We start from the raw sequence: 20,399 nt of genomic DNA, 5'->3' as shown, positions 1-20,399 counted from the left end.
GCGCACCGAGGCATATGCTGGCCCCAAAGCGCCGGCAGACGATTCGGCGCATGAATCACCAATAAGGGGACGCCTGATGAGCCCAGCCGAATTACACGCCGACAGCATCGTTATCGACGGTCTGATCATTGCCAAATGGAACCGCGAGCTGTTCGAAGACATGCGCAAGGGCGGTCTGACGGCGGCCAACTGCACCGTGTCGGTGTGGGAGGGTTTTCAGGCCACGGTCAACAACATCGCCGCCAGCCAGAAACTGATTCGTGAAAACAGCGACCTGGTGATCCCCGTCCGCACCACCGCCGATATCCGCAAGGCCAAGGAGCAGGGCAAGACCGGCATCCTGTTCGGCTTCCAGAACGCCCACGCGTTCGAAGACCAGATTGGCTATGTCGAGGTGTTCAAGCAGCTCGGCGTCGGCATCGTGCAGATGTGTTACAACACCCAGAACCTGGTGGGTACCGGTTGCTACGAACGTGACGGCGGCCTGTCGGGCTTCGGTCGCGAAATCGTCGCCGAAATGAACCGTGTCGGCGTCATGTGCGACCTGTCCCACGTCGGCTCCAAGACCTCCGAGGAAGTCATCCTCGAATCGAAAAAACCGGTTTGCTATTCCCACTGCCTGCCGTCGGGGCTGAAAGAGCACCCGCGCAACAAGTCCGACGAAGAGCTGAAATTCATCGCCGACCACGGCGGTTTCGTCGGCGTGACCATGTTCGCGCCGTTCCTGGCCAAGGGCATCGATTCGACCATCGACGACTACGCCGAAGCCATCGAATACACCATGAACCTGGTCGGCGAAGACGCCATCGGCATCGGCACCGACTTTACCCAGGGTCACGGTCAGGACTTCTTCGAATATCTGACCCACGACAAGGGCTACGCCCGCCGTCTGACCAACTTCGGCAAGATCATCAACCCGCTGGGCATCCGCACCGTCGGCGAGTTCCCGAACCTGACCGAAACCCTGCTCAAGCGCGGCCACTCCGAGCGCGTGGTACGCAAGATCATGGGTGAAAACTGGGTGAACGTCCTGAAAGACGTCTGGGGCGAATAAGCCGCCGCTTCCCGAATACTTTCCCCCGGCCGTCCGCGCCGGGGGCAACACCAAAATTTTTCTGGAGTTAAGTTTCCATGGCCAAGATCGCCCCGCAATTGCCAATCGAAGTCGACAGCGAGACCGGTGTCTGGACCTCCGACGCCCTGCCGATGCTGTACGTGCCACGGCATTTCTTCGTCAACAACCACATGGGCATCGAGGAAGTGCTGGGCGCCGAGGCCTATGCCGAAATCCTCTACAAGGCCGGCTACAAATCCGCCTGGCACTGGTGTGAAAAAGAAGCCGAGTGCCACGGTCTGGAAGGCGTCGCGGTGTTCGAGCACTACATGAAGCGCCTGTCGCAGCGCGGCTGGGGCCTGTTCAAGATCCAGGACATCGACCTCGACAAAGGCACCGCCAGCGTCAAGCTCGAACACTCGGCGTTCGTCTACGTCTACGGCAAGGTCGGGCGCAAGGTCGACTACATGTTCACCGGCTGGTTTGCCGGAGCGATGGATCAGATCCTCGCCGCTCGCGGCAGCAAGATCCGCACCGTGGCCGAGCAGGTCTACGGTGGCTCCGAAGAAGGCCACGACGACGGCCTGTTCACCGTCAAGCCGTTGTAAGTCGAGGAACCCGCCATGGCTTTCGAAGCAATGTTTCAGCCAATTCAAATTGGCAAACTGACCATCCGCAACCGCGTGCTCAGCACCGCGCACGCCGAGGTCTACGCGACCGACGGCGGCATGACCACCGAACGGTACGTCAAGTATTACGAAGAGAAAGCCAAGGGCGGCATCGGCCTGGCGATCTGTGGCGGTTCGTCCGTGGTGGCGATCGACAGCCCGCAGCAATGGTGGAGTTCGGTGAACCTGTCCACCGACCGGATCATCCCGCACTTCCAGAATCTCGCCGACGCCATGCACAAGCATGGCGCCAAGATCATGATCCAGATTACCCACATGGGCCGTCGCTCGCGTTGGGACGGTTTTCACTGGCCGACCCTGATGTCGCCGTCGGGCATCCGCGAACCGGTGCACCGCGCCACCTGCAAGACCATCGAGCCGGAAGAAATCTGGCGGGTGATCGGCAACTACGCGCAAGCCGCGCGTCGCGCCAAGGCCGGCGGCCTGGACGGCGTCGAACTGTCGGCCGTGCACCAGCACATGATCGACCAGTTCTGGAGCCCGCGCGTCAACAAGCGGACCGACGAATGGGGCGGCACCTTTGAAGGCCGGATGAAGTTCGGTCTGGAGGTTCTGAAGGCCGTGCGTGCCGAGGTCGGTGACGACTTCTGCGTCGGCATGCGTATCTGCGGTGACGAGTTCCACCCGGACGGTCTGTCCCACGAAGACATGAAACAGATCGCCAAGTATTACGACGACACCGGCATGCTCGATTTCATCGGTGTCGTCGGCTCGGGTTGCGACACCCACAACACCCTGGCCAACGTGATTCCGAACATGAGTTACCCGCCGGAGCCGTTCCTGCACCTGGCGGCCGGGATCAAGGAAGTGGTCAAGGTTCCGGTGCTGCACGCGCAGAACATCAAGGACCCGAACCAGGCCACGCGCATTCTGGAGGGCGGTTACGTCGACATGGTCGGCATGACCCGCGCCCACATCGCCGACCCGCACCTGATCGCCAAGATAAAGATGGGCCAGGTCGACCAGATCAAGCAGTGCGTCGGCGCCAACTATTGCATCGACCGTCAGTACCAGGGCCTGGACGTGCTGTGCATCCAGAACGCCGCGACCTCCCGTGAATACATGGGCGTGCCGCACATCATCGAGAAATCCACCGGACCGAAACGCAAGGTGGTGATCGTCGGTGCCGGCCCGGCGGGGATGGAAGCTGCCCGCGTGGCGGCCGAACGTGGCCACGACGTGACCCTGTTCGAGAAGAAGGAATTCATCGGCGGGCAGATCACCACGGCTTCGAAAGCGCCGCAGCGTGACCAGATCGCCGGCATCACCCGCTGGTTCCAGCTGGAGCTGGCGCGGCTGAAAGTCGACCTGCGTCTGGGCACTGCCGCCGATGCCGACACCATCATGGACCTGCGTCCGGACATCGTCGTGCTGGCTGTTGGCGGTCACCCTTACCTGGAGCAGAACGAACACTGGGGCGCTGCCGAAGGGCTGGTGGTCAGCAGTTGGGACGTGCTTGACGGCAAGGTTGCGCCGGGCAAGAACGTGCTGGTCTACGACACCATCTGCGAGTTCACCGGGATGTCGGTGGCCGACTTCCTCGCGGACAAGGGCAGCCAGGTCGAGATTGTCACCGACGACATCAAGCCGGGCGTGGCCATCGGCGGTACGTCGTTCCCGACCTACTACCGCAGCATGTACCCGAAAGAAGTGATCATGACCGGCGACATGATGCTGGAGAAGGTCTACCGCGAAGGCGACAAACTCGTCGCGGTGCTGGAGAACGAATACACCGGCGCCAAAGAGGAGCGGGTGGTGGATCAGGTGGTCGTCGAGAACGGCGTGCGTCCGGACGAAGAAATCTACTACGCGCTGAAGGACGGCTCGCGCAACAAGGGCCAGATCGATGTCGAGGCGCTGTTCGCGATCCAGCCGCAACCTTCGTTGAGCAGCAATGGCGACGGTTACCTGCTGTTCCGCATCGGTGACTGCGTGGCGCAGCGTAATACCCACGCTGCGATCTATGACGCCCTGCGCCTCTGCAAGGATTTCTAAAAGCTTGCACATGACCCTGTGGGAGCGGGCTTGCCCGCGAATGCATTCTGTCAGTCACCGCTGCATCGACTGACCCGGCGCTTTCGCGAGCAAGCTCGCTCCCACAGGAACACGCCGAACGTGTTTCTCCAGGCTGTACTGGTGGGAGCTTCACCATGTTGAACACCCTTCTTCCAATCCTGTTGTTCGCAGCCCTGGCCCTTGCGGTGCTGGGTGCGTTGCGGCGGGTGGCCATGTGGCGCCGGGGCCGGGCCTCGAAGGTCGATCTGATCGGCGGCCTGTTCGCCATGCCCAAGCGTTACATGGTCGATCTGCACCACGTGGTGGCGCGGGACAAATACATTGCCAACACCCACGTCGCCACGGCGGGCGGTGCGGTGGCGTCGATCGTGCTGGCGATTCTGGTGCACGGTTTCGGCCTGCATAACCGCATTCTTGGCTACGCGTTGCTGCTGATGACGGCGGTGATGTTCGTCGGCGCGATCTTCGTCTATCGGCGTCGGCTCAACCCGCCGTCGCGGCTGTCGAAAGGCCCGTGGATGCGCTTGCCGAAAAGCCTGCTGGCGTTCTCGGCCTCGTTCTTCCTGGTGACCTTGCCGGTGGCCGGGATCCTGCCGGAGAACTTCGGTGGCTGGGTGCTGGCGGCGATTCTCGGGGTCGGTGTGCTGTGGGGCGTGTCGGAACTGTTCTTCGGCATGACCTGGGGCGGCCCGATGAAACACGCCTTCGCGGGTGCGTTGCACCTGGCCTGGCACCGCCGCGCCGAACGCTTCGGCGGCGGCCGTTCCACCGGTTTGAAACCGCTGGATCTGAATGATCCGACCGCGCCGCTGGGTGTGGAAAAGCCCAAGGATTTCACCTGGAACCAACTGCTCGGTTTCGACGCCTGCGTGCAGTGCGGCAAGTGCGAAGCCGCGTGCCCGGCATTCGCCGCCGGCCAGCCGCTGAACCCGAAAAAACTGATTCAGGACATGGTCGTCGGCCTCGCCGGCGGCACCGATGCCCAGTTCGCCGGCAGCCCGTATCCGGGCAAACCGGTGGGCGAACACAGCGGCAATCCGCATCAACCGATCGTCAACGGTCTGGTCGATGCCGAAACCCTGTGGTCGTGCACTACCTGCCGCGCCTGCGTCGAGGAATGCCCGATGATGATCGAGCACGTCGATGCCATCGTCGACATGCGCCGTCACCTGACCCTGGAAAAAGGCGCGACCCCGAACAAGGGTGCCGAAGTTCTGGAAAACCTGATTGCCACCGACAACCCTGGCGGTTTCGCCCCGGGCGGGCGGATGAACTGGGCGGCGGACCTGAACCTCAACCTGCTCAGCGAGAAGAAGTCCACCGACGTGCTGTTCTGGGTGGGCGACGGTGCCTTCGACATGCGCAACCAGCGCACCCTGCGCGCCTTCGTCAAAGTGCTGAAAGCGGCCAAGGTCGACTTCGCGGTGCTGGGGCTCGAAGAGCGCGACAGCGGCGATGTGGCCCGGCGTCTTGGCGATGAAGCCACCTTCCAGCTGCTCGCCAAACGCAATATCCAGACCCTGGCCAAATACAGCTTCAACCGCATCGTCACCTGCGATCCGCACAGCTTCCATGTGCTGAAAAACGAGTACGGCGCGTTCGACGGCAATTATCTCGTGCAGCACCACAGCACTTACCTGGCGGAAATCATCCAGGCCGGCGCGCTGAACCTCGGTCAGCACAAAGGCAACAGCGTGACCTATCACGACCCGTGCTACCTCGGCCGTTACAACGGCGAGTACGAGGCGCCGCGCGAAGTGCTGCGCGCCCTCGGCATCGAGATCAAGGAAATGCAACGTTCCGGCTTCCGTTCGCGCTGCTGCGGCGGCGGTGGCGGGGCGCCGATCACCGACATTCCGGGCAAGCAGCGGATCCCCGACATGCGCATGGAAGACATCCGCGAGACCGGCGCCGAGCTGGTGGCCGTGGGTTGTCCACAGTGCACGGCGATGCTCGAAGGCGTGGTCGAACCGCGTCCGCTGATCAAGGACATCGCCGAACTGGTGGCCGACGCGCTGCTCGAAGACGCCGCGCCGAACAAGCCTGCCACCCCGGCCAAACGTGAACCTGCGGAGGCCCACTGATGAGCGACATTATCCGCCGCGACCCCCGCGCCGAGTGGATCGCACGCAACCGCCTGCACCCGCTGCACGCGGCCATGCAACCGGCGCAACACAGCTGGATGGGCCCGAACGGGATCATCCGCAAGAACCTGCACGGCATCGGCTTTATCGGGCCGAACGGCATCAAGCGCATCGACCGCAGCGGCGCCCAGCAGGGCGGGGCGGTCAAACGCTCGGCAGCGGTCGAAGTGCAATTGCCGCTGCATCAGGTGCCGGCTCCGGCGTTCTATATCAGCGTGGTGCCGGACATGGTCGGTGGCCGTTTGAGCAGCCACGACCGTGATTTGCTCGGCCTGGCTCATCAACTGGCCGGCAGCGACGGCGCGGTACTGGCCGTGGTGTTCGGCGAGCACAAGGAAAACGCTTTCGCCACGGCAGGCGTTGACCGCTTGCTGGTGCTGGAAGGCGAAGAATTCAGCGGTTATGCACCGGAACAACGGATCCAGGGTCTGCGGGCTGTGGATAACCAGTTCAACCCGCGTCACTGGTTGCTGCCGGACAGCCGCAGCGGTGGTGGCGAATTGGGTCGGCGCTTCGCGGCGGCGCTGGGCGAGCGCCCGGCCACGCGGGTGTGGCAGGTCAAGGATCAGGAGTGTATGGGTCGCGCCGGTGCCGGGTTGCAGGATCTGGCCCGCCCGGTCGCGCGGCTGATTCTGGCGTCCGCCGAGTGCGCCGAACCGGTCAGCGAAACCCGTCACGAAGCGCTGCCGGTGGAGTTATCCACACCCGTCGCGCGCAGCCTGTCGCGGATCGAGGATCTGGGCGCGGTGGCGGTGGACCCGGCAGCGATTCCAATGGCCGAAGCCGAGTTCATCTTCTCCGGCGGCAACGGGGTCAAGGACTGGGAGCTTTTCCACAAGACCGCTGCCGCCCTCGGTGCCACCGAAGGCGCTTCGCGGGTGGCGGTGGACGATGGCTTCATGGCCCGCGACCGTCAGGTCGGCGCGTCCGGCACCTGGGTCACCGCGCGGGTTTACGTGGCCGTGGGGATTTCCGGGGCGATCCAGCACCTGCAAGGCATCGGTGCCTGCGACAAGGTGGTGGCGATCAACCTCGATCCGGGTTGCGACATGATCAAGCGTGCCGACCTGTCGGTGATCGGCGAAAGCGCGGAAATTCTTCAGGCCTTGATCGCGGCGGTAGAGGCTTACCGCAACGAAGCCAAGCGCGATGCGGCTTAAGGAACGGTTATGAGCACAAAGATCATCAGTCTGGTTTCAATCGGCGCCCACCCGACCTCCGGCCGCCCGCGCCGTGCCGATCAGGACGCCCGCGCGGTGGAACTCGGCCTGCAACTGGCGGGCGACAATCTGCAAGTGCTGCACGCCGGCGACATCGCGGAACCGGCGCTGCGCGCCTACCTGGGCATGGGACTGGAACAGTTGCACGTGCTGGAACAACCGGCTGGCGCCGATGCGCTGCCGGCATTGACCGAGTATCTGCGTGATGCCGGTGCACAGGTTGTACTGACTGGCAGCCAGGCAGAAACCGGCGAAGGCTCGGGGATGCTGCCGTTCCTGCTGGCCGAAGGACTGGGCTGGCCGCTGGTGGTTGGGTTGGCGCAGGTCGAGTCGATCAACGACGGTTCGGCACTGGTGCTGCAAGCGTTGCCCCGTGGGCAGCGGCGCCGGTTGAAGGTGCGCCTGCCGTTTCTGGCGACTGTGGATAACGCCGCACCCAAACCTCGGCAGAGCGCTTACGGCCCGGCGCGGCGCGGTGTTCTCCAGGCTCAAGACGTGGAAGTGGTGGAGGACGAATTGCTTGCGGTGGCGACCCTGCAACCGGCCAAGCCCCGGCCGAAACGGTTGAAGGTGATCAAGGCCAAGAGCGGGGCGGACCGGATGAAGGCAGCGACGGCCAAGGCCAGCGGTGGTGGTGGGCAGGTGCTCAAAGGCGTTACCGCGCAGGCCGGTGCGCAAGCCATTCTGAAGCTGCTGATCGAAGAAGGTGTGGTCCGCTAAACAAACGTTGCTGACCCTCTCCCGCGGGAGAGGGCGGTTTACCCACAATCCCTGTTGGCGGATCTGTGGATAACGTGTTCGCCCCTCCCTGCACCCCACGCCAATCAAGCGCTCCAGCCATCAGATCAAAAAACAACCAGCCTGACTCGCGGTTTTTACGAGCTTTTTCCCTTGGGCAACTTGCAGACTTGCCCCCAATCTCTGTTGGCGCTTCTGTGGATAAGATGTTCGCTATCCGCCAGGGGGCATATAAAACGTGGCTTGCAGAGGATTGATCAAAAAACGTTCAATTCAGCCTTTCAAACCGTCAGTTCCCTCGCAAACCCCGATTTATCAACGCCTCCAGCGTTTTTCCACAGCGCACGCCAAGTTACCCCCGAACTCTGTTGGCGCTTCTGTGGATAAGGTGTTTGCCATCCCTTGAAAGCCAAGTAATCCGGGATGTGCAGAGATTTGATCAAAAAACAATCAATCACAAATGGAAACCCTGTTTCTGAATAAGTCACGGTATTTCTTCACAAAAAACCGATTATTTTTCCATCTCATCCACAGTTGTCCCCATTAGCTGTGGGTGGCTATGTGGATAACTTGTTCGCTGAACTCTGCAGCCCCCGGCGCGCTTAGTCCAAACGGCAATTGATCACATTTCATACAGTTCTAAGAGCCTGCCTTGACTTCGATCCGGTGCCTGTCTTCACTGCAATGGCACAAGGACAGCTGTCACTTATCCACATCTGGTTCAGGGAGAACGCGTGATGGATACCCGGCCCCACCGCTTACCCCTCAGTCCCTGCAAGCTCCGCGCGCTGCCGGCACCTTCGCCGCGCAAGCGCACGTTGCGTCGTGCCGCCAATCAGCACGCCCGTCTGTAGCGCCTGATTCCTGCCCAAACCGCTGTACTGCCGTCGGGATTTCCCGGAGGCCAGGTGCCCGTTCGCCCATTGATTGCAGGCAACCGCAGAGTTGCCCCATCTGCCTGAGAGAGGAACCCCCTCATGACACGGATCGCAACGCCCATCAGCGAAATCAAGGAACATTACGACGTGATCGTCATCGGCTCCGGGTATGGCGGCGGCATTGCCGCGTCGCGCCTGTCCCGGGCCGGTAAACGGGTCTGTCTGCTGGAACGCGGTCGGGAGATTCAGCCCGGCGAATATCCCAATACCATGATCGCCGCGACCGAGGAGTTGCAGGTACATGATCCGGACGGCCATATCGGCTCGCGCACCGGGTTGTTCGATCTGCACGTCAACGCGCAGCAGAACGTGGTGGTCGGTTGCGGCCTCGGCGGTACGTCGCTGATCAATGCCAACGTCTCGCTGGAACCGACAGCCGATGTGTTCAAGGATCCACGCTGGCCGTTGGCGGTGCGCGAGGACCACGACGGCCTGCTCAAGGCGGGTTACGAAAGGGCCCGGGAGATGCTCAAACCCAACCCCTACCCGAGCACCGCGCCAAACCTGCCGAAACTCGACGCCAACAAAAAATCCGCAGACTTCCTCAAGCAAGGCGCGCACTTCTACAAGCCGCCCATCAACGTGACCTTCGACAAACTGCCCAACAACCTCAACCACGTCGGCGTCGAGCAACTGCCGTGCAACCACTGCGGCGACTGCGTTTCGGGCTGTAATAACAAGGCCAAGAACACCACGCTGATGAACTACCTGCCGGACGCCACCAATCACGGCGCGGAGATTTTCTGCCAGGCCCAGGTGCGGCATCTGGAGCGCGACGGCAACGGCTGGATCGTGCACTTCCAATACCTCGACAGCGGCCGCGAGAAGTTCGACGCGCCGACGCTGTTCGTGAAAGCCGACATCGTGGTGGTGTCCGCCGGCACCCTCGGCTCCACCGAAATTCTGCTGCGCTCGCGGGACAAGGGCCTGGTGATGTCCGGCCAGCTCGGCGAGAACATGAGCGGCAACGGCGACATCCTCGGCTTCGGCCACAACTGCGAGCAGACCATCAACGGCATCGGTTTCGGCGCGCATTCGGCCAAGGAACTGCAACCGGTCGGCCCGTGCATCACCTCGATCATCGACATGCGCACCGAGGGTGACCGCAGCAGTCGCATGGTCATCGAGGAAGGTTCGATCCCTGGAGCGCTCGGCCGGCCGATGGTGCCGGCGATGGCCGGATTCGCCGAGATGATCGGCAAACCCACCGACGACAGCTTCAGCGGCAAAGTGAAGTACAAGGAGCGCGAAGCGGAAAGCTTTCTGCGCGGCCCGTATCACGGCGCGCTGCACAACATGCAGACCTACCTGATCATGAGCCACGACAGCGGTCAGGGACGCATGGTCCTCGACAGCAAGGATCAACTGCGCATCGACTGGCCGGGCGTCGGCGAGCAGGAAAACTTCAAGATCGGCAACGAACGCCTGTACCAGAGCACCAAGGCCCTGGGCGGGATCTGGGTCGAGAACCCGATCTGGACCAAGCTGCTCAAGCACAGCATCGTCTCGGTGCATCCGCTGGGCGGTTGCGTGATGGGCGATGACGCCGCGCAAGGCGTGGTCAACCACAAGGGCCAGGTGTTCAGTGGTGCGACCGGCACCGACGTCTACGCCAATCTGTACGTGACCGACGGCGCGGTGATCCCGACGTCACTGGCGGTCAACCCGCTGCTGACCATCTCCGCCGTGAGCGAGCGCAACATGGGCCTGCTGGCCGCCGACCGGGGCTGGAGGATCGATTACACATTGCCCTCGGCACCGCGCAAACAACCGGTGCCACCGACCCTTGGTGTGCAATTCACCGAGACCATGAAGGGCTACTTCTCCCGCGCGTTCACCGCCGCACAAAGCACCGACCTGAAGGTTTATGAGGCGGCAGCCAAGCGCGGCGAGGCGGACAACTCGCCGATCGACTTCACCCTGACCATCACCGCCAACGACCTCAACCGGATGATCAAGGAGCCGGAGCACGCCGCGACCATCGTCGGCACGGTGATCGCCCCGGCGCTGTCGCCGCAGCCGCTGACCGCCAGCAACGGCGTGTTCAACCTGTTCGAGCAGTTCGAGCAGCAGGTCGACACGCGCCACATGAAGTACGACATGAAACTGACCGCCGAGGACGGCAACGACTACTTCTTCAGCGCCTTCAAGACCGTGCCGGAAGACAACGGCGTGCTGAATATCTGGCACGACACCAGCACCCTCTACGTCACGCTGTATCGCGGGCCGGACAAGACCGGCGAAGTGATCGGCTCTGGCGTGATGCACATCAAGCCGACCGACTTCGCCAAACAGATGACCACCATGAAGGTCCTCAATGCGCGCAACGAGCGCGAGCGCATCGAAGGGCTGGCGCGGTTCGGCAAGTTCTTTGCCGGGATTCTCTGGGAGAGTTACGGCGGGGTGTTCGCCGGTGACAAATACTTCAACCCCGACGCGCCGCCACGGTTGAAACGGCCGCTGGATGCGCCGACGCCGGCCGTGCATTTCTTCTCCACCGAAGATGCCGTGCAGTTGCGTCTGACCCGCTATCAGGCTGGCAGCAAAGGCCCGGTGATGCTGGTGCATGGTCTGGGCGTGGGCTCGAATATTTTTTCCACCGATACCATCCAGACCAACCTGCTGGAGTTTCTCTGCAAGCACGACTACGACGTGTGGCTGCTGGATTTCCGGGTGAGCATCCTGCTGCCGGCGAGCAAGAAGGAATGGAACGGCGACCAGATCGCCCAGTACGACTTCAAGGCCGCCATTGCGCAGATCCAGCAGAAGACCGGCGCGAAGGACGTGCAATGCGTGGTGCATTGCTACGGCGCGACCACGTTCTTCATGTCGCTGCTCGCCGGGCTGCAAGGCGTGCGTTCGGTGGTCTGCTCGCAGATCGCCGCCGACACGGTGGTCGCGACGGCGACGGGGCTCAAGGCCGGTCTGCACTTGCCGGGGATGCTCGACGCGATCGGTATCAAATCGATGACCGCCTACGCCGACAGCAAGGAGAACTGGTTCAACCGGCTCTACGACAAGGCGCTCAACGGCTACGCGCGGATCGAAGCCCAGGGCTATTGCACCAACCCGGTGTGCCACCGCATCACCTTCATGTACGCCTCGCTGTATCGCCACGACACCCTCAACGAGACACTGCACGACAACCTGCACGAGCTGTTCGGCGAGTCCAATATCGAGACCTTCGAACACCTGGCGCTGATCGTGCGCAAAGGGCATCTGGTGGATTTCAAAGGGCACGATGTGTACATGCCGCACTTCGATCGGCTGACCATGCCGATCTGCTTCATCAGCGGCGCCGACAACCAGTGTTATCTGCCGGAAAGTACGCTCAAGACCTTTCAGCGGGTTTGCGAGAAGCACGGGCCGGAGCGCTACAGCCGGCATGTGGTGCCGGGTTACGGTCACATCGATTGCATGTTCGGCAAGAACGCGGTGGTCGATGTGTATCCGATCATCCTTGAACACCTGGAGAAAACCGCCCTCGGATAGCCGTCGATCGTTCCCACGCTCTGCGTGGGAAAGCCGCCATGGACGCTCTGCGTCCGCTTTTGTGACGCGCAGCGTCACGAGATGCATTCCCACGCGGACGGTTCGACGCGTCGACGTGGGTAGGATCTGGGGAACTGATATGGACAGCTACATCCGCTGGTTTCAACGCTTCATCTGGCTAGGCATTGCGATGAACATGGTGTTCGCGATCCCGGCGCTGTTTGCGCCGGGGTTGCTGACATCGGTGGTCGGCCTGCCGCCGCAACTCTCCGACCCGTGGCTGGAAAACGCCGGGATGCTGCTGGTGGGTATCAGCGTGTTCTACATGCCCTCGGGCTTCAACGCGCCGCGCTACGTGGTGCATTCCTGGCTGTGCGTGCTGACGCGGCTGATCGCCGTGGCGTTCTGGATCTACCTGATCAACACCAGCAGTCAGGGTTCGGTGTTCGTGCCGATGCTGATGGGCGACCTGAGCTTTTTCCTGATCCTCGGCATTCTGCTTTACCTCGGCACCACGCCTGAAAACCGGCCACTGGCGCTGCTCTGTGACGGCTGGCGCGAATGGCGCGCGGCGTGGGCGCGGCATTGGCAGAACCACGCGTTCAAGGTCGGTACGCTGGTAGTGGTCGCGCTGCTGGCGTTCATCGGTTACCAGACCTGGTATCAGATGCTGCGCGTGGTGCCGGAGCAGGAGTACGCCTCCGACGAGGATCACTACAAATACGCCGCGATTGGTTTGGGCATCGAAGCGCGTATTCCCTATTACCTGTTCTCGGTATTGCCGCAGATGTGCCCGGAAAAACTGCCGAAACCCGGCGGCTGGGAAGCCTTCGGTTTCCTGTTCGAGAACGGCAAGGACCTGCCGATCGGGATGGCCAAGCGGCAGATCGGCTACCCGACCGTCGAGCCGAACTGCGCGTTGTGCCACACCGGCTCCTACCGGGCGAATGCCAGCGACGTCGCGGTCAATGTGCCGAGCGCGCCGGCCAATACCCTGCAACTGCAAGCCTTCCAGTGGTTCGCCTACGATTGCGCCAGCGATCCGAAATTCACCACCGACGCGGTGATGGCGGCGATCAACAGCAAGTTCCAGCTGGGCTTTTTCGAGAAGCTCTACAACCGTTACCTGATCATCCCGATGGCCAAGACCGCGCTGCTCAAACAGAAGCAGGCCTACGCCTGGCAGAAGCTGCGCCCGCAACAGGGGCCGGGACGCACCGACACCTTCAACCCGACGAAAATGGTGGTGTTCGGCTTCCCGGATGACTCGACCATCGGCACCGTCGACCTGCCGCAAGTGTGGAACCAGAAACCCCGGGAATCGATGTACCTGCACTGGGACGGCAATAACAACAAGATCCACGAACGCAACTACGCCGCCGCGATGGCCGTGGGCGCGACGCCGGAATCGGTGCTGCCGCCGAGTTTCAACCGGGTGACCAACTGGCTGCTCGGGCACAAGGCGCCGGCGTGGCCGTGGGCACTGGATCAGGCCAGGGTCGCTCAGGGCAAACCGGTGTGGGAGGCCAACTGCGCGGGTTGTCACGATTTCGGTCGCGTCGACACCGGGCAGGTCACCACCAACATCGACCAGCTCGGCACCGATCCGCACCGGCTGAACTCGTTCACCACCGGGCTGGTGGCGGCGTTCCATACCTTCAAGAAACCGCCGTTCGATTTCGGCGCCTACCGCAAGACCCAGAGCTACAGCAACACGCCCACCGACGGCATCTGGCTGCGCGCGCCGTACCTGCACAACGGTTCGGTGCCGACCCTGTGGGACTTGCTGCAACCGCCGGAAAAACGTCCGCAGGTGTTCATCACCGGCTCCGATGTCTACGACCCGGTCAACGTCGGTTTCGTGACCAGCGGCGCCCAGGCCAAGGCCTCGGCGGACTTCACCTACGACACGCGCCTGGAAGGCAACCACAACAGCGGTCACCTGTACGGCACGACGCTGTCGGACGACGACAAGCGTGCGCTGATCGAATTCATGAAAACCCTGTGAACCCTTACGGATAGAGGATTACGTCATGTCAGCGGTCGGTCATCTGAAACACGAATACGACAAGGTCAAGGTGCGCCTGCATGGCCTGTTCACGCGCATCGAAATGGCCTGGATGAAGCTCATCAGCGAACTCGAGCCGCAGGAGTTTCAAGCCATCATCAAATTGCTCCAGCGCGGTCACGATCAGGCGCAATACGTGCTCAAGCACGGCGAGCTGCCGGACGACGAACCGGCGGTGCCGTGGGAGCTGTCCCACGGCTTGTCGATCCTGCGCATCGGCAACGCGACGCCGCTGCCGCAATCGCCCGATCAACTGCAGACCAAAGTGCTCAAGGACGGCACGCTGCTGGGCTGTCGCAAGTGGGAACTGCTGGATCTGCTGTGGAGCGAGGCGCTGCTCAAGTGGATTGAAAACCTGCGCCATCACGCGACCTTCGGCACCGATCCGGCACTGGTGAAAATGGATCGCCAGGTAACGCTGGCGATTGCCGGCGATTGGGGCACTGGTCCGTTCAACAGCCATGCGCCGGCGGTGTCGGTGGCCAACCAGATGCAACTGGCCAATGCCGATTTCACCATTCACCTGGGGGACGTTTATTACGCCGGCACCCATTCTCAGGAAGACACCGACATGGCGGGCTGGCCGATGGGTACCCGCGGCTCGTTCACCCTTAATTCGAACCACGAGATGTACAGCGGCGCCCACGGCTATTTCAAGGAACTGGCCGCGCGTTTTCCGGGGCAGCAGGGCACCAGCTACTTTGCCCTGATCAACGACGACTGGCTGATTGTCGGTCTGGACACGGCGTATGCCTCGGACGTCATGAACCTGTACATGGACGGCACTCTGAACAAGCCGCAGATCGAGTGGATGAAGGGCCTGCCGAAACGCAAGAAACTCATGGTGCTCAGCCACCATCAGGGCTTTGACATCACCGGGCACAACAAGACCGCGCTGTATCAGCCGGTGTGCGATGCACTGGGGCGCGAGCCGGATTACTGGTACTGGGGGCATCTGCACAACGGCATCGTCTACGCACCACAAGGTGGGCTGCATGCGCGCTGTGCCGGGCACGGCGCGATTCCTTACGGCACCACCAGCGAGCTGAACGGACATTCGCGGGTGCTGTTTTCGGAGACGCAGGATGCGAACGATCCGGACTACCCGCTGCGGGTGTTGAACGGATATGCGAAAGTTCGGCTGGATGGCGAAAATATCGTTGAAGAGTTTATCGCCGAGAATGGGGAAGTTCGCTGGCGATCAATCTAGTGTATTTAACTCAAGTGCGCCCGGTTGGGCGCATTTTTGTTTTTCAAACTTATAAAAACATTCGGAACTATATATTCGATATGCGACTTGTTTAATTTTTCGGTAAATAAGTTGCCGGCAGTCATTCGATTGTCGGAACTTTTATCATGGAAGATTGAACAATGTTTACTATCAAGAAAACAGCACTTTCGCTGGGGCTCTTGTGTGCCCAGCTTGGTTCTTTGTCATTAGTGTCCGCCGCTGAAACAGCGCCTGGTATCACTGACTTCAAGAAGCCGTTCAACGAATATTCGTGGGTCACTGCTCACAATGGATATCTGGATGACATGCGCACTCAGCTCAACCGGGGCGTTCGTGGTTTCATGCTGGACTTGCACCCCGGGAACCTGACGGGTGGGGCCGATGCCTATCTGTGTCACACCGGAGAAAAAGGCACTTGCGACATACGTTCGGACATGAAATTTGCCGATGCATTGAACAACGTATTTCTGCCTTATCTGCGCAGTAATCCCAACGCTGTCGTGACGTTGTTGCTGGAAAACCTTGTGGAAAGGGCCGCATTCAACAATGCGATGAATCGGGTGCCAGGTCTGGCTGATTGGGTATTCGATCCCAAGGCCTATCCGAACACCCGTACATGGCCGACGCTTGAGCAGATGATCGGCAGCGGCAAGCGACTGGTTATTGTCACCGACCGCAATGCCGGGGAGTACAACGTCAATGGCAAGACCATCAATGTCCTGCAGGACAGTCAATGGGAAAGCCAGAACTACTGGGATCTGGGCATTACTTCGCTCAAGCATGAATGGAGTTGCCCTTCGCGCTGGACGAATTACCATCCGACCGTGTCAGTCACTGGATTCACTCAATGGCCAAGGCTGTTCGTGATGAACCAGTTCCACGGCTGGGGCGCGACATCACTGCATGCGGGCAGTACCGATAACAACCTGACCTGGCTTGAGCGCCGTGTTGATAACCATTGTGCAAGCGCACTGGGCAAGCGCACCGCCCCCAGCTTCCTGACGATTGATTTCAATCAGACGGGGGATGCCTTCCCCTACGCAGCCGCATTGACTCAGGGTGGTTTCTACTTCTACTCGAAAAACAATGTGGACAAGACCGGTGACAGTGTCTGTGTCGTTCCGGCGGGGCAGGATCTCGATTTCAGTTTGCCTGCACGGGGTTGTGAGAATGATGAAGCGCGCTCGCTTGAGTTGCGTGGTATCGCCAAAGGTACACGTCTGAGTGTTTATGACTCGTCCGGTGGCAATACCAGTGACGATTACACCTTTGTTGATGTTAAACGTGATATCGGGATCAATGAATCAGTAAAACTTGGCAGTTTCGAGGCCAACTTTGAAAGCGCCGATATCAAAGTAACCCATGTTCGTAATAACGGTCTGGATGGAAAGATCTCGCGTATTTCGATAGGAAAATCACCGGCGCCAGGCGACTTTCGTGACGCAAGTGTGGTGTTCTACGAGGGCAATTCCGCCACTGAAAATGTTGTTTGTACGGTGAACCTCGCGACCACCCGGACATTCAACTTCAGCGGTGACTGTGATAACGATGAAGCGCGGTCCGCGAAGGTTGTGAAAGCCAAGGGCGGCTCCAGTTTCATGGTCTATGGAAATAAGAACGTGAATGAAAACCAGGGCTACGCACGGGTGGATTTTATAAGCGACATTACTACGCCGGTGATCATTGGCAGCTTCGAGAGGAGTTATGACGCGGGTGCCTACCGCGTCATTCGAGGCGGTCCGAGCAACACGCTGGATGGCAAGGTTTCGAGCATGAGAATCATGGCGAAGTAAGGCACGAAAAAACAAACCCGCAGCGTCGGACGACGTCTGCGGGTTTTGTTGTACGGCGCGGGTTTAACCCTGAACCGGGACGCCTTTGAGGTAGGGTGCAGGCTCGGCGCCGAGGTTGCTCAGCATCCGCTCGCTGTACCAGTCCACGAAGTTGACCACGCCGAACTCATAAGTCTTGGAGTACGGCCCCGGCTGGTACGCGGTGGAGTTGATCCCGCGCTGGTTCTCTTCGGCCAGACGACGGTCCTGATCGTTGGTCGCGTCCCACACTTTGCGCATGCGTTCGACGTCGTAATCCACGCCTTCGACCGCATCCTTGTGCACCAGCCATTTGGTGGTGACCATGGTTTCCTGGGCGCTGATCGGCCACACGGTGAAGACGATGATGTGGTCACCCATGCAGTGGTTCCACGAGTGCGGCAGGTGCAGGATGCGCATCGAGCCCAGGTCCGGGTTCTTGATCCGGCCCATCAGCTTGGCGCAGCCCTGTTTGCCGTCCATGGTCATCGACACGGTGCCCTTGAGCAGCGGCATGCGCACGATGCGGTTGCGCAGGCCGAAACTGGCGTGAGCGTAAGGGATCTTCTCGGCTTCCCAGGCAGCGGCAGAGGCGGCGACGTGATCCTTGAACGCCTGGTCGGCGCGCGGGTCGGTGACGTCGTCCCACTCCAGCAGGGTTTTCAGCAACTCCGGGTGCGAACCGTTGCAGTGGTAGCACTCGCGGTTGTTTTCCAGCACCAGTTTCCAGTTGGCCTTTTCCATCAAGGTGGTTTGCACCGCCACCTTGGTGTTCTCCATGTCGTAGGGTTCCATGTAGTGGTTCAGGGTCGACAGGAAGTCATCGATGGCCGGCGGGTTTTCCGCCAGGCTGATGAAGATATAGCCGCCGGCGGTCTTCACGTTCACCGGTTTGAGGCCGTACTGATTCATGTCGAAATCGGCGCCCATCTCGGTACCGGCGAACAGCAGGCGGCCGTCCAGTTCGTAGGTCCACTGGTGGTAGTGGCAGACCAGTTTGGCGACCTTGCCCTTGTCGCTGGTGCACAGGCGCGAGCCACGGTGGCGGCAGACGTTGTGGAACGCATGCACCACGCCTTCGGCACCGCGAATGACGATGATCGGGTTCTTGCCGATCTGCAGGGTCAGGTAGTTGCCCTTGGCCGGGATCTCGCAGGTCATGCCGGCGATCAACCACTCTTTCTGGAAGATCTCCTGCATGTCGATATCGAACAGGCGCTCGTCACTGTAGAACGGTTGCGGCAGGGAAAAGGTGCGCTCGCGCTCCTGCAGCATTTGTGCGGTGGCCTTGCGTGCGGGTTCCAGCAGGTCGCCCAGGCTGATTTTTGCGGTGTCCATCGATGAATTCCTCAAGGCCATCTGCGTGGCCGCGAAAGTGGCTGATCAGGGTTGCAGCGCAAGGTGTAAAGAAACCGTTTGTGTTGGGGCGAGTGTGGGGCCGGCGCAGGCGGGAACCTTATCCATGGGCGACATGGTGCAATCTGTTCCCGACGCGCAACCCCCGGTGGTTGGGGGCTGGTCGCGATAAGTATGTGAATGTCGCGGATAGGTAAACGGGGCGTTCACGCTATACGCAGAATCGCCACATGAAGGCCGACAGTCGGCCGTGGAGAACAGCATGTCGAACAGCTTCCTGAATCCGGTCACCACCCAGACCTGGGCCAATGGCCGACACATCGTCCGTTGCGTCAAAGTCATCCAGGAAACCTGGGATGTGCGCACCTTCTGTTTCATGGCCGACCAGCCGATCCTGTTCTTCTTCAAGCCCGGGCAGTTCGTGACCCTGGAGCTGGAAATCGAAGGCCAGCCGATCATGCGTTCGTACACCATCTCCAGCTCGCCGTCGGTGCCGTACAGCTTTTCGGTGACCATCAAGCGCGTGCCGGGGGGCAAGGTGTCCAACTGGCTGCACGACACCCTGCATGAAGGTCAGGAGCTGGCGGTGCACGGACCGGTCGGGCTGTTCAACGCGATCGACTTCCCGAGCCCGAAAGTGCTGTACCTCAGCGGTGGCGTCGGTATCACCCCGGTGATGTCCATGGCGCGCTGGTTCTACGACACCAACGGCAACGTCGACATGACGTTCATCCACAGCGCCCGCTCACCGAAGGACATCATTTACCACCGCGAGCTGGAACACATGGCGTCGCGGATCGACAACTTCAGCCTGCACCTGATCTGCGAGAAGCACGGGCTGGGCGAGCCTTGGGCCGGCTATCGCGGCTATCTCAACCACAAGATGCTGGAACTGATGGTGCCGGACTTCCTTGAGCGTGAAGTCTTCTGCTGCGGCCCGACGCCGTACATGACAGCGGTCAAGCGCCTGCTGGAAAACGCCGGCTACGACATGAAGCGCTATCACGAGGAGTCCTTCGGCGCCACGCCGCCGGAAGCCCGCGCCGATGCGGTGGAACAGGCCGAGCAGGCCGCCGAAGCACCGGAAATCCCGGCGGCGGATCTGCACCTGGTGGAATTCACCTCATCGGACAAGAGCATCCGCGTGGCTCCCGGCGAGACCGTGCATGCGGCGGCGGCCAAGGTCGGCCTGATGATCCCGAAAGCCTGCGGCATGGGGATCTGCGGGACGTGCAAGGTGCTCAAGCTGGGTGGCGAAGTGGAGATGGATCACAACGGCGGGATTACCGAGGACGACGAGGCGGAGGGGTACATTCTTTCTTGCTGCAGTGTGCCGAAGGGGGATGTGCGGATCGAATACTGATCGGCGGTGGGGCGGTCTCCTGCGCCAGGCCTACCCCTCACCCCAGCCCTCTCCCCAGGGAGAGGGAGCTGACCGCGGTGTCTTGCGCTATACATCGACCTGATTAAGCGTGGCGATTATGGATTCGGCAAAGCAGATTCAGGTCAGTGTATTTCTTGAGCATCCCCCAATCAGCTCCCTTTCCCCAGGGAGAGGGAGCCGACCGCGGTGTCTTGCGCTATACATCGACCTGATTAAGCGTGGCGATTATGGATTCGGCAAAGCAGATTCAGGTCAGTA

12 protein-coding genes are annotated in these 20,399 nt (G+C 61.0%); 11 read left to right on the top strand and 1 reads right to left on the bottom strand.

The window, feature by feature from the left end; all coding sequences use genetic code 11:
- Window positions 1–76 precede the first annotated feature (76 nt).
- The 10 genes from MKZ87_RS16475 to MKZ87_RS16430 all read left to right on the top strand — a co-directional run bounded on the left by MKZ87_RS16475 (window position 77) and on the right by MKZ87_RS16430 (window position 17,383).
- The gene (locus MKZ87_RS16475) at window positions 77–1,054 is read left to right on the top strand and encodes a dipeptidase (protein ID WP_039768004.1); all 978 of its coding nucleotides are present in this window, start codon (window positions 77–79) and stop codon (window positions 1,052–1,054) included.
- 77 nt (window positions 1,055–1,131) lie between these two features.
- Entirely contained in the window at window positions 1,132–1,662 is a 531-nt protein-coding gene (locus tag MKZ87_RS16470) for a DUF5943 domain-containing protein (protein WP_003228980.1), read from the top strand.
- 15 nt (window positions 1,663–1,677) lie between these two features.
- A complete protein-coding gene (gene dgcA, locus MKZ87_RS16465) occupies window positions 1,678–3,738 on the top strand; it encodes a dimethylglycine demethylation protein DgcA (RefSeq protein ID WP_085688582.1) in 2,061 nt (686 codons plus the stop codon).
- Between the two features lie 155 nt (window positions 3,739–3,893).
- Window positions 3,894–5,843, top strand: a complete 1,950-nt coding sequence (gene dgcB, locus MKZ87_RS16460; RefSeq protein ID WP_085697778.1) for a dimethylglycine demethylation protein DgcB — start codon at window positions 3,894–3,896, stop codon at window positions 5,841–5,843.
- A complete protein-coding gene (locus MKZ87_RS16455) occupies window positions 5,843–7,063 on the top strand; it encodes an electron transfer flavoprotein subunit alpha/FixB family protein (RefSeq protein ID WP_266201312.1) in 1,221 nt (406 codons plus the stop codon). The genes dgcB and MKZ87_RS16455 overlap by 1 nt, the downstream gene beginning before the upstream one ends.
- Window positions 7,064–7,072: 9 nt before the next feature.
- Window positions 7,073–7,843, top strand: coding sequence for an electron transfer flavoprotein subunit beta (locus tag MKZ87_RS16450; RefSeq protein ID WP_085697776.1), 771 nt, complete (start codon window positions 7,073–7,075; stop codon window positions 7,841–7,843).
- 995 nt (window positions 7,844–8,838) lie between these two features.
- Window positions 8,839–12,291: an alpha/beta fold hydrolase gene (locus MKZ87_RS16445; RefSeq protein ID WP_085702868.1), complete on the top strand. Its 3,453-nt coding sequence runs from the start codon at window positions 8,839–8,841 to the stop codon at window positions 12,289–12,291.
- 139 nt (window positions 12,292–12,430) lie between these two features.
- Window positions 12,431–14,299, top strand: a complete 1,869-nt coding sequence (locus MKZ87_RS16440) for a hypothetical protein (protein WP_266201311.1) — start codon at window positions 12,431–12,433, stop codon at window positions 14,297–14,299.
- Window positions 14,300–14,324: 25 nt separating this feature from the next.
- Window positions 14,325–15,569: a metallophosphoesterase family protein gene (locus MKZ87_RS16435; protein WP_085702867.1), complete on the top strand. Its 1,245-nt coding sequence runs from the start codon at window positions 14,325–14,327 to the stop codon at window positions 15,567–15,569.
- A 161-nt stretch (window positions 15,570–15,730) separates the two neighbouring features.
- The gene (locus tag MKZ87_RS16430) at window positions 15,731–17,383 is read left to right on the top strand and encodes a hypothetical protein (RefSeq protein WP_085702866.1); all 1,653 of its coding nucleotides are present in this window, start codon (window positions 15,731–15,733) and stop codon (window positions 17,381–17,383) included.
- 63 nt (window positions 17,384–17,446) lie between these two features.
- Here the strand turns inward: MKZ87_RS16430 and gbcA are convergent, their stop codons facing one another.
- The gene (gbcA, locus tag MKZ87_RS16425) at window positions 17,447–18,739 is read right to left on the bottom strand and encodes a glycine-betaine demethylase subunit GbcA (RefSeq protein WP_085697771.1); all 1,293 of its coding nucleotides are present in this window, start codon (window positions 18,737–18,739) and stop codon (window positions 17,447–17,449) included.
- Between the two features lie 280 nt (window positions 18,740–19,019).
- Between gbcA and gbcB the strand changes: the two genes are divergently transcribed.
- Window positions 19,020–20,120, top strand: coding sequence for a glycine-betaine demethylase subunit GbcB (gbcB, locus tag MKZ87_RS16420; RefSeq protein ID WP_085697770.1), 1,101 nt, complete (start codon window positions 19,020–19,022; stop codon window positions 20,118–20,120).
- The last annotated feature ends 279 nt before the right edge of the window (window positions 20,121–20,399 follow it).

It is taken from the genome of Pseudomonas sp. MCal1 (genome assembly GCF_026341415.1).
Taxonomy (GTDB): Bacteria; Pseudomonadota; Gammaproteobacteria; order Pseudomonadales; family Pseudomonadaceae; genus Aquipseudomonas.
Note: the sequence above shows the minus strand (reverse complement) of the source record. Positions and strands in the feature narration are given on the sequence as shown.